At 53.6% G+C, this 10,412-nt stretch carries 14 protein-coding genes; all 14 read left to right on the top strand.

Annotated features, from left to right (window positions below; all coding sequences use genetic code 11):
* Positions 1-569, top strand: a 569-nt coding sequence (locus L691_RS32705) for a cell wall-binding repeat-containing protein (RefSeq protein WP_025690463.1), incomplete at its 5' end; no start/stop codon positions are given.
* Between the two features lie 69 nt (positions 570-638).
* Entirely contained in the window at positions 639-911 is a 273-nt protein-coding gene (locus L691_RS0110590) for a hypothetical protein (protein WP_025690464.1), read from the top strand.
* A 180-nt stretch (positions 912-1,091) separates the two neighbouring features.
* Positions 1,092-1,691: an RNA polymerase sigma factor gene (locus L691_RS0110595; protein WP_025690465.1), complete on the top strand. Its 600-nt coding sequence runs from the start codon at positions 1,092-1,094 to the stop codon at positions 1,689-1,691.
* Positions 1,692-1,782: 91 nt separating this feature from the next.
* Positions 1,783-2,412: a hypothetical protein gene (locus L691_RS0110600; protein WP_025690466.1), complete on the top strand. Its 630-nt coding sequence runs from the start codon at positions 1,783-1,785 to the stop codon at positions 2,410-2,412.
* Positions 2,413-2,463: 51 nt separating this feature from the next.
* Positions 2,464-3,246 (top strand): ABC transporter ATP-binding protein, encoded by a 783-nt coding sequence (locus L691_RS28575; RefSeq protein WP_332249076.1) that lies wholly within the window; start codon positions 2,464-2,466, stop codon positions 3,244-3,246.
* A complete protein-coding gene (locus L691_RS34075) occupies positions 3,234-3,356 on the top strand; it encodes a hypothetical protein (RefSeq protein WP_332249077.1) in 123 nt (40 codons plus the stop codon). The genes L691_RS28575 and L691_RS34075 overlap by 13 nt, the downstream gene beginning before the upstream one ends.
* Before the next feature lie 183 nt (positions 3,357-3,539).
* Positions 3,540-3,986, top strand: a complete 447-nt coding sequence (locus tag L691_RS0110615; RefSeq protein ID WP_025690468.1) for a hypothetical protein — start codon at positions 3,540-3,542, stop codon at positions 3,984-3,986.
* Positions 3,987-4,212: 226 nt separating this feature from the next.
* On the top strand, positions 4,213-5,094 hold the full coding sequence (locus tag L691_RS0110620; protein WP_025690470.1) for a DMT family transporter: 882 nt from the start codon (positions 4,213-4,215) through the stop codon (positions 5,092-5,094).
* Positions 5,095-5,809: 715 nt separating this feature from the next.
* Positions 5,810-6,517: a response regulator transcription factor gene (locus L691_RS0110630; protein ID WP_025690472.1), complete on the top strand. Its 708-nt coding sequence runs from the start codon at positions 5,810-5,812 to the stop codon at positions 6,515-6,517.
* Entirely contained in the window at positions 6,514-7,911 is a 1,398-nt protein-coding gene (locus L691_RS0110635) for a sensor histidine kinase (protein WP_025690473.1), read from the top strand. Before L691_RS0110630 ends, L691_RS0110635 begins: the two co-directional genes overlap by 4 nt.
* Complete coding sequence (locus tag L691_RS0110640; protein ID WP_025690474.1) at positions 7,911-8,111, top strand: hypothetical protein; 201 nt, start codon at positions 7,911-7,913, stop codon at positions 8,109-8,111. The genes L691_RS0110635 and L691_RS0110640 overlap by 1 nt, the downstream gene beginning before the upstream one ends.
* Positions 8,112-8,260: 149 nt before the next feature.
* A complete protein-coding gene (gene pxpB, locus L691_RS0110645) occupies positions 8,261-8,977 on the top strand; it encodes a 5-oxoprolinase subunit PxpB (protein WP_025690475.1) in 717 nt (238 codons plus the stop codon).
* The gene (locus tag L691_RS0110650) at positions 8,974-10,029 is read left to right on the top strand and encodes a 5-oxoprolinase subunit C family protein (protein ID WP_025690476.1); all 1,056 of its coding nucleotides are present in this window, start codon (positions 8,974-8,976) and stop codon (positions 10,027-10,029) included. The genes pxpB and L691_RS0110650 overlap by 4 nt, the downstream gene beginning before the upstream one ends.
* Positions 10,022-10,412 (top strand): 5-oxoprolinase subunit PxpA (locus tag L691_RS0110655; protein ID WP_025690478.1); only part of this gene is annotated, 391 nt, incomplete at its 3' end. The genes L691_RS0110650 and L691_RS0110655, both read left to right, overlap by 8 nt.

A 10,412-nucleotide genomic window follows, 5' to 3' on the forward strand; every position in this document is an offset into this window, starting at 1 on the left:
GGATCGCGCACATGCCGGAGCCGCTGCTCTATGTCACCAAAGACAGTGTGCCGGATGCGACGGCGAAGGCGCTGGAGGGACGTTCCGGCAAGGCGTCCATTTATGTGCTCGGCCCCGAATCGGCTGTATCAGCCAAAGTTGAGGATGCGCTGAAGCAATACGGAACGGTTACAAGAATTTCCGGAAGTGATCCTTACCGGAATGCTATTGCTTTTGCCAAGTTCAAGGATTCTAGCAATGGATTCGGCTGGGGAATCACGACGCCAGGACATAATGTCTCGTTCGTAACGACGGATTCGCCAGCACTGGCCATTGCGGCCGCTCCGTTCAGCCATCTTGGCAAGCATGCTCCGCTGCTGTTCACCGAGAAATCCGGCATGCCGGATTCGGTCATGGGCTACCTGATGGAGCTGATGCCGAAATTTAAGGAATCCCCGGCGGAAGGCCCGTATAATCACGCCTGGATTACCGGCGACAGCTCGGCTATTACGGCCAAGGCGCAGAGCGAAATTGACGACATGCTGGAAATTTCCCCGGCTTCCGGCGAGAACCCGCATTCCGGTCATTAGGCTGCATGGCAGTAAGCCGAGGGTAAGATCCGCCACAGGCTATTTATAAGGAAAGGAGGCGAATAAGCGATGAAAAAGAAACTATGGATTGGCATTGGAGCTATCGTGCTGACACTCGGCATCGGTACGGCGGTTTATGCCGCCGATGCGGGAAACTCTGCTTTTCAAGAGATGCTCCCCTTCATGAAAAAAATGCATCCGAACCTGTCCGAGCAGCAGCTGAACGACATGCATAAATCCTGCGATGAACAGAACGGCAGCATGGGTACCATGATGAAATCCGGCGGTTCCGGGATGATGAAGAACATGGGAAGCATGATGAGCGGAAGTTCAATGATGTAATTGGTGCTGTGACGGGTATAAAAATGGCGTGCGAATCGGGAGATTCGGCACGCCGTTTTTTTGTGGATAATATCTATAATCTATAACATAAGGATCAATAAACTTCACAAAAAAGACACAGCATGATTTCACTTTTATCCAGTAAAAAATAGTTATACATAATAGAAAGGAGGGGACGTGGTGGATGAGGGTGAATGGATTCGGCGCATCCGGCAGGGGGAGACGGAGTATTTGACGCCGCTGATCGAGCGGTATTACGCCGACATCCAGAAGTATTGCCGCTGGCGGGTTTGGAACAAGGAGGAGTCGAAGGATTTGACCCAGGAAACCTTCTTCCGCTTTTGCCGGCACATTGAGAGTTATACCAATGCGGGAAAATGCCGCGCTTATTTATACACGATCGCCCGCCATCTATGTAACGATCATCTGCGGAAGCGGCCGCCTCTATCCTGGGAGGAAGCAGAAGAAGTAATAGACCGGGCCGCTTTGCAGAAAAGCTGCTCCATAGAGGAGCAGGTGGAAAGGCAACAACTGGTGCATAAATTGTTCCAGTTGTTGCCTGAAGATCAGCGGGAACTGGTATTTATGCGGTTTTGCCTGGATTTAACCTTCCGCGACATCGCTCGAATAACGGGTGTGAATGTTTGCATGGTGCAATATCGGGTGAAGCGCGGGCTGAGCGTATTAAGACGCCACTTGGAAAGGAGTGAGTCCGCTGAACAAGGAATCGAAACATGCCATCATCGCCGCCCTAAAGAACTACCCTTCGCTCCCCGTTGATCAGCAGATGCTAGAGGAGACGGTTAAAGGGGCGGCGGAGGTGCTCCGCAAAACACAGGCGAGCCGGAGAACTTCCTTTGGAGAATTTTATATGACCCAGCTTCGCTTCATCAACTGGAAGGTGTGGGCTGCACAATTGCTGATTATTTTAGCTATGGGGTTGCTGCTGCACAAATCTATCCAGGAACAAGACGGAAATGTTCAACTTGTCATGCTGACTTCTATCGCTGCGCCGCTCTTGGTGGCAGCAGGGAAACAGACGCTGACCCGTTCGTTAAGATTCCATATGCTGGAGATTGAACTCAGTACACGCCATCTTTTGGAGAAACTGACGCTGGTCCGCATGAGTCTGCTGGGGATAGCGGATCTGTTAGGTCTGGGACTGTTGGCCATCTTAATGAGTGCTTGGATGCAAATGGAAATCACTGTCTTACTGCTTTATTTGCTGGTGCCATTTAATCTGACTTGTTTCGGTTGCCTGTGGCTGCTGAATCGGGTTCGTACCCCAAACTGTGGGTATTACTGCCTGATCTATAGCTGTCTAGTGGCGCTGATGCAGACGATTTTGGCGTTCAATCCTTCCCTCTGGCTATTTGAATCATCGGCAGTTGGGGTATGGCAGGCATTGCTGGTGCTCACAGTCGCAGGAATTGCCTCCGAGGTACGCGGAATGCGTAAGATTTGCCGGAGTCTCGAAACCGCAACAAAAATTTTGGTGTGACATTCTGGAAAGATATTTAGGAGATATGAACATACAAGGAGGAAGCCTAAAATGCTGGAGCTGACCTTGAATCAAGTAAGCAAGCAATTTTCCGCGAAAAAAGTGGTAGACGGCATTTCGGCCCGGCTGAACAGCGGAGTATACGGATTGCTGGGGGCTAACGGTGCGGGAAAAACGACCCTGATGCGGATGATCTGCGGTATTCTGAAACCGACATCGGGAACGATTCTCATGAACGGCGAGGAGATCGGCCGCATGGGGGAGCGCTACCGTGATCTGCTGGGGTATTTACCTCAGGACTTTGGCTATTACCCCGATTTTAGCGCTGAGGAGTTCCTCTGGTATGTGGGATCACTGAAGGGGTTGACTCTGCCTGCGGCAAAGGGCAAAGCCAGGGAGCTTTTGCGGATGGTTGCCCTGTCGGAGGCAGCCCGCAAGAAAATCCGCACTTTCTCAGGTGGGATGAAGCAGCGGCTGGGCATTGCCCAAGCGATGCTCAACGATCCCCGCGTGCTGGTGCTGGACGAGCCGACGGCGGGACTTGATCCTAAAGAGCGGGTGCGCTTCCGCAACCTCATCGCCGATCTGGCCCGGGACAAGATTGTCATCCTTTCGACGCATATTGTGTCGGATGTGGAATACATAGCCGACCAAATTCTGGTGATGAAGCAAGGCGGGTTATTGATGACCGGTACGGTGGAACAACTGACGGCTACGATGGAAGGCTGCGTATGGTCATGCCATATACCAGCGCGGGAGGCGGAGGAATGGAACGCCCGCTACTGTGTGAGCAATCTGGGGATCAGGTGGAGCTGCGTATCGTGTCCAAGGTGAAACCTGCAAATCACGCGGCACCGGTAGCGCCGACACTGGAGGATTTGTATCTGTACCATTTTCAGGATGAACCGACAGTAGGGGCTGGCGAAGAGAAGGAGGGGGCATAATTGATGGATACGTTGACCCGGTTCGAGCTGCGCAAGATTATGCGCAGGAAATCATTTTATGCAGGGATTCTCCATCATTTTACCCTCTCGTTATGGCCGTAATAGGGTCATCACCGCCAAATTAAAAGCAAGCTTCATCGTGTCACTGGACTCTTAGTCTTCGCGCTGACGGCCTATACGCTCTTGATGCTGGGGATTTGCGGATTTGACGGCGGAAATGCCAGTGTGCAAATCATTGATCTGTTGGAGCCAGTCCCCTTCACGATTGTTGAAACGTATTTGTGGGCGGTATTCATTGGCGGTCTGGCCTGTCTGCTTGTGGGGGCGGTGACGCTGTGGCTGTCCAGCTGTATGAGGAGTCCCTTTCCCGTTATCATTGCAATCGCAATTTTCCTTCTCGGTCCGATGTTTCTTCAGGAAAGCAAAAGCAGCCGCTTGTTTAATCACATGATGCATTTGCTGCCGAGTAATATGATGGATAGTATTGTAAGAGTAACCGGCTACGAAGTGTTCCATATTTTTGGGCAATTGATTCCGGAGTACAAGGTCATGGTAGGCTTTGCAATAATCGTTGCAGCACTGCTATTGCCTCTTACTTATCGAGCATTCAGTAAGCACCAGGTTGTTTAAAGACCCTTTTCGTATATCATTAACTTATCCAAGTAGAGATTGCTTTTGTAACTTGCCATTTTCCGTTGCTGTATTTAACAATGACTTTCGTTCCGATTGCTCCGTTGCCAGATCTAAACTTGGAGCCTTCGATCACTCCAATCTCGCAGCCCCTCTTGCCTCCGTATATTATAATATATGGAGGCTTTTTTTCATTTTAAGAGATAGAAAGAGGCGAGCGGGGATTATGGGCAAGTACCGTACTTATCTTTTTTTAATTATGGCTAATCTGTTCTGGGCGGGGAATTATGTGTTCGGCAAATATGTGGTGGCGGAGATGACGCCGGTGCAGATGACGTTCTCGCGGTGGCTGATCGCGGTGTTTCTGCTGTTTCCGATTGCACATTTCGTGGAACGCCCCGACTGGAAAAGCGTCCTGAAAGAGTGGAAAGTCTTGCTGCTGATGTCCGTACTGGGTGTGGTCGGCTATAACTTCCTGCTGTATGAGGCGCTGCGGTTTACGACTTCTATGAACGCTGCGCTCGTCAATGCGATGAATCCGGCGCTGATCGTGCTGTTCTCTTCCTTCTTTCTTCGGGAAAAAATCTCGCTCGCCAAAGGCTTGGGCCTGCTGGTGTCGCTGCTGGGCGTGCTGCTGGTGCTGACCAAAGGGCAGCTGCAGTTGATTTTTCAGACCGAATACAATCTTGGCGATCTGCTGATGCTGGCCGCGATTCTCGTATGGACGTTCTATTCGATCCTTGGACGGAAAATGAAGGGTTTGCCTCCAATATCGGCTACGGCGGTTTCCGCTTTGATGGGGCTTTTGCTCATTCTTCCTTTCTTTCTGGCTTCGGGCATCCATCTTCCGCTTAGTCCCAAGGCGACCATGGGCATTTTGTATATCGGCATTTTTCCTTCGGTGGGGTCGTTCATTTTCTGGAACGCGTCGATCCGCGAGATCGGGGCCAGCCGGGCGGGGATCTATCTCAATCTGATCACGGTGTTCACGGCCATTCTCAGCATGCTGCTCGGCAATCCGGTCACGCTTGCGCAGGTGCTCGGCGGGCTGCTTGTATTTGCGGGGGTATACATAACCGGGAAAAAAGACAAAGGGATAAGAAGCTAGCTAAATTGAACTTCGGAATGAATGAGAGGCGGAGCGACCGGAACTCCAAGCATTTCTCGTAGTCCGCGACAATCCTTACGTAAAACAAAAGTTCAGTTTATATAGCGCTTTTCTTGCCCGATGTGATACACTAAACCTGTATGTCGACATGTATTTTAAGGAGTTAATCTGATGATATCGCGTTCCGCACCAAGGCGTTCGAGGTAATCGACCACAAGTTCATCAAGCTCTTCTGGGCGAACATAGTCAGGCTGTGCCGGGCGATTCTGATTGTGGGGACGCGGCGCCAGTTCGACAAGGGAGAATTTGAATACAAGCGCCAGGTGGAAGGGTAGCCATGGGCGAACTGTGCGCTAAGAACATCTTCGCGGTGCTTGGCGGAGGTACGCCGATCACCTGCGTAAACCCGGAAGTTGGCGTAAAGGCTTAGGCTGACCGCGCCTGGCGTTGGCGGAGTCTTTCCTGTGACTCGCCAGATCCGGCGGCGAACAGAAGTAGAAATCTTCCATACTGAGTAGTAACTTAGCCGCTCCTGCCGCAGAGCCATCCCGAACCCGGGATGGCTTTTCTAGTCTTGCCTTATTGATTGCACTTTCAGGATCAACGATAATGAGAAGACGGCTGATCGTGAACGGAGCCAACATATTTTCCACATATCCGGGATATATACTTAATGTATTCTCTCAGATTTATCGTAAAAAAGAAGGTGACGATAATGGCGAAGCTGCGTGCGCTGATTGTTGATGATGAATGGAATATGCGAAATCTGCTGCGCATTTATTTGACGAAGGAAGGCTTCCAGGTCAGCGAAGCATCAACGGGGCGGGAGGCGCTGAAGCTCATCGGCAGTGGGAACTTTGATATCATGCTGCTGGACGTGATGATGCCCGACATGGATGGCTGGCAGGTATGTGAGGCCGTTAGGGCGAAGGACAGCGTGCCGATTCTGATGCTGACCGCCCGCTCCGAGACGAAGGATAAGGTCAGGGGCCTTGAAATCGGGGCGGATGATTATTTGACCAAGCCGTTCGAGCCGGAGGAACTGGTTGCCCGGGTGCTTTCGCTGATCCGCAGAGCGTCTTTGGCGCAGCAAGCGGTACCCAAGGAGCATGTACTGGAGTTTCCGGGGCTGATTATCCGTCCGGATGCGCGTGAGGTGTCCGTTAAGGATACCGGGGTCGAGCTGACACCGAAGGAATTCGATCTGCTGGCCGTTCTGTCCGGCAACCTCCAGCGCGCCTTCAGCCGGGATGAACTGGTGGAGTTGCTGTGGGGACTGGACTTTGAGGGTGAAACCCGAGTAGTGGACACCCATATCAAGAATATCCGCGAAAAGCTGCAAAAAGCCGGTCTCGGCTACAATCCGGTTCAGACTGTCTGGGGAGTGGGCTATAGATTTCAGGTGCCCGGGGGAATCCAATGAGGAACAATCGAATCGGGCTGAAGCTCGGCCTGATCATTTCTGGCCTCTTCCTTGTCGTGCTGCTGTTTCTGGGCGTGGCTGTCGACCGGATGTTCACCAGCTTTTATTATGCCAATATGCGGACGGAAACGGAGGACTTGGCCTCTCATTTTACCGTTATGGCCGAGTCTTCGGAGAATGATACGATGGGCATGATGGGGACGTTCGCCGAATTTTCGGGCGTCGGCATTTATAATGTGAGCCGCGAAGGTAACGTCATGATGCACTCGGGCGTTCAAGACCACGGGTGCATGTCCTTTGTCCGGAATTCGGACCTCAGCGCGATTTTCTCGGGGCAAAAGGTAAGCTATCTCCATAAAGATCCGGCTGGCGCGCGCTATTTCGTTTCGGTCGAACCGATCGTAAAGGATGGGCAGGTCGTCTCCGCTCTGTATATCGTGGCTTCAACCGAAAGAATGGACGAGTCGCTGGCAGGAGTGCGGAATTTGCTGATTCTCTCCGGAATCGGCGCGTTTTTGCTCGCTTTGGGGAGCACTTGGATTATCGCCCAGTTTCTGTCCAGGCCGCTCTTGCAGATGCAGAAGGCTACCCGGAAGATTGCCGCCGGAGAGCTGGAGACGAGAGTGGATATCGGGAGCAGGGACGAAGTCGGAGCGCTTGCCGGAGCGATTAACGATTTAGCCGTCGATCTTCAGCGTTACCGTGACTCGCGGCAGGAGTTTTTTGCCAATATCTCGCATGAGCTTCGGACGCCGATTACCTACCTTGAGGGGTATGCGAACGTTGTCAAAGAGCGCCTGTACGAGACGGAAGAGGAAAAGGACCGGTATCTTGACATCATCTATATGGAAGCGCAGCGGATTCAGCATCTTGTGGACGATTTGTTCGAGCTGGCCAAGATGGAGGAAGGCAAGATCAGCCTTTCGCCGGAATGGGTCGATTTGGCGGAACTTGCGGGGCAGGCGGTCGAAAAGGTGAGACTTAAAGCCGAGGACAAAAATCTGGAACTCTACTGCACTGTCGAAGGAACGCCGCATACGATCTATACCGACGGTGCCCGGATGGAGCAAATTGTACTGAATCTGCTGGAAAATGCAATCCGGTACACCGAGCGGGGATCGGTCCGCCTCCGGTTGTCGTTTGAGCCGGGTGAGGTGAAGTTGACCGTACAGGATACGGGAATCGGAATCCCCGAGGACGAGCTTCCTTTTATATTCGAGCGGTTCTACCGGGTGGAGAAATCACGTTCCCGAATGCATGGCGGTACCGGCCTTGGGCTGTCCATCGTGCATAAACTGACGGGGCTGCTCGGAGGAACCATCGCGGTCACCAGCAAGGTGGGCGAAGAAACCTGTTTCGAGCTTCATTTTTCGCTGCGGCGGGAGGAACGTTGATGAAGAAAATCGAATGGCTGATCACGGTTCTTCTGATCGGCATGGGGATAATGTGCATGAGCGTCTCGGCGCTCTCTTTCCGCAGCATGCCTCTTATGCATTTTGGAGAACGCATGACGCAGGTGTTTGCCTGCATCGGGATGCTGGCTGTCGTTTTGCTGCTGCTTCTCGGCTGTTTGGCATTCAGGAAGAAGCGGTAAAACGGGCGGAAAAAGGTTTACCCGGGCATGCCGATCACTTATCCTTATAAAAAGAAAATGCAGCTGGTCCGTGGTGGTTCGCTGGAAATTTCGTCAGCCGATGTTCCGTCCATGTGGCCGCTTATCAATAGAAAGGGGGGAAGAAAGCGATGGCCTGGTCTTTTTTCCCTCTGGGGGATTCGGCGGTGCTGATCGAATTTGGCTCCGGCGTTGATGAGAAGATTCACCAAGAAATAAGGGCGGCTGTGCGCCGGATTGAAGGCCGTCCGTTTCCCGGCTTTATCGAATGTGTTTCGGCTTTTAACACGCTGTGCGTCTATTATGATCTGATGGGTCTTCGCCTTCCGGGGCGGAAAATGACGGCGTATGAGCATGTCTGTTCCCTCCTGCGGGAGATGGAGAAGACGGCCGGGGATGACAAGGAGGTCCAAAGCGGGCAGGTCATTGACATTCCGGTCTGCTATGGCGGGGAATTTGGCCCGGACCTTGGGCATGTAGCGGAATTGAACGGTCTATCTGAGGAGGATGTCATTTCGATCCATGCCGGAGGACAATATCTTGTGTACGCTATTGGCTTTGCGCCGGGATTTCCGTACCTGGGAGGAATGCCGGATACGATTGCAGCACCGCGTAAAAAGACGCCAAGGCTCAGCATTCCCGCAGGCTCGGTCGGCATTGCGGGCGCCCAAACCGGCATTTATCCCATCGAGACGCCAGGAGGCTGGCAGATCATCGGGAGGACGCCGCTCGAACTGTTCCGGCCAGGCGACTCGCCGCCAACGCTGCTTCAGGGCGGGGATTATATCCGGTTCTGCCCCATCGGACCGGAAGAATACCGTAGATTGCGGGGGATGCAGCCATTATGAGTATAAGAATCCATAAGCCAGGCTTGCTGACAACCGTACAAGATCTTGGAAGAACGGGCTATGGAAAATACGGCGTGATCGTCTCCGGAGCGATGGACCGTTCCGCCCATCGTATAGCGAACTGGATTGCCGGGAACGATGATAGCGCGGCGGCGCTTGAGATCACACTCTCGGGCTTTGCTGCCGAGTTCGGGCAGGATCACTGGATTGCGATAACGGGAGGCCAAATGACTCCCGTTATCAATGGAAGGGACGTGCCGATGTGGCGTCCCGTGTTTGTGCGTCAAGGGAGCAGGCTCGTCTTTAAGAGGCCGGTTTCCGGCTGCCGGGCGTATCTGGCGGTATCCGGCGGACTGGATGTCCCCGTGGTGCTGGGCAGCCGCAGCACCTACCTGCGCGCGGGAATCGGCGGATTTGAGGGGAGAGCGCTTAAAGCGGGAGATGAGCTGTCCGTAGGCCTTGCTCCGCTGCGGAACCCCCATCCATTTCCGGGGGAGCGGGAGAGCAGGCAGAGCAAGGCGTCGACGATTTCAGGGGCGGCGGGGGAAGACGGCTCCTTCTATGCTGTCTCCTGGGCCGTTCCCTGGTCGGTTCTTCCGGCCTACAGCCCAAACCCGGAAATCCGGTTCGTCCGGGGCCGCCAGTGGGACGATTTTACTCTCCGCAGCCGCCAAGCCTTCGCGGAGTCATCCTACAAGGTAACTCCCCAATCGGACCGGATGGGCTACCGCTTGGCCGGATCGCCAATTATGCTGGAGTCGCCGCGAGAGTATTTGTCCGAGGCCGTAGCGCTTGGGACGGTTCAGATTCCGGCGGACGGCCAGTCGATTGTATTGATGGCCGACCGCCAGACGCTGGGCGGCTATCCGAAGATTGCGCAGGTCATAAGCGTGGATCTTCCCGTAATGGCCCAGGCTGCGCCGGGAGAGCATATTAAGTTTCGGGAGGTAACGCTTCAAGAAGCCGAATCCCTGTATCTATGCCAGGAGCGAAAGTTGAAGCGGCTTGAAATGATGATCAGGCTGAAGCTGAAGGAGGGTTATCATGCTTGAGTTGGATTTAAACTGTGATATGGGGGAGAGCTTTGGCGCTTATACCATCGGCGCGGATGACGAACTGCTGCACGAGGTCACCTCGGCGAATATTGCCTGCGGACTCCATGCGGGCGATCCCTCCGTCATGCGCAAGTCGGTCCGGTCCGCGCTGGCTATGGGGGTAAGTATCGGAGCGCATCCGGGCCTGCCCGATCTTGCGGGCTTCGGGAGAAGGAACATGGACATTTCTCCCGATGAAGCGTTCGATCTCGTTACGTACCAGATCGGAGCATTGGAGGCCTTCGTCCGGCAGGAGGGAGGGAAGCTCCGGCATGTCAAACCGCACGGCGCCCTTTACAACATGGCGGCGGCCTCCCGTCCGCTTGCCGATGCCATCGCCG

The organism is Paenibacillus zanthoxyli JH29, from assembly GCF_000520715.1.
Classification (GTDB): Bacteria; Bacillota; Bacilli; order Paenibacillales; family Paenibacillaceae; genus Paenibacillus_AQ; species Paenibacillus_AQ zanthoxyli.

Bases quoted from the DNA above. Each gene is read 5' to 3' on its own strand.
- L691_RS0110590 (WP_025690464.1), top strand. From the start codon at position 639: ATGAAAAAGAAACTATGGATTGGCATTGGAGCTATCGTGCTGACACTC.
- L691_RS0110600 (WP_025690466.1), top strand. From the start codon at position 1,783: ATGACCCAGCTTCGCTTCATCAACTGGAAGGTGTGGGCTGCACAATTG.
- L691_RS28575 (WP_332249076.1), top strand. From the start codon at position 2,464: ATGCTGGAGCTGACCTTGAATCAAGTAAGCAAGCAATTTTCCGCGAAA.
- L691_RS0110620 (WP_025690470.1), top strand. From the start codon at position 4,213: ATGGGCAAGTACCGTACTTATCTTTTTTTAATTATGGCTAATCTGTTC.
- L691_RS0110630 (WP_025690472.1), top strand. From the start codon at position 5,810: ATGGCGAAGCTGCGTGCGCTGATTGTTGATGATGAATGGAATATGCGA.
- L691_RS0110635 (WP_025690473.1), top strand. From the start codon at position 6,514: ATGAGGAACAATCGAATCGGGCTGAAGCTCGGCCTGATCATTTCTGGC.
- L691_RS0110640 (WP_025690474.1), top strand. From the start codon at position 7,911: ATGAAGAAAATCGAATGGCTGATCACGGTTCTTCTGATCGGCATGGGG.
- pxpB (WP_025690475.1), top strand. From the start codon at position 8,261: ATGGCCTGGTCTTTTTTCCCTCTGGGGGATTCGGCGGTGCTGATCGAA.
- L691_RS0110650 (WP_025690476.1), top strand. From the start codon at position 8,974: ATGAGTATAAGAATCCATAAGCCAGGCTTGCTGACAACCGTACAAGAT.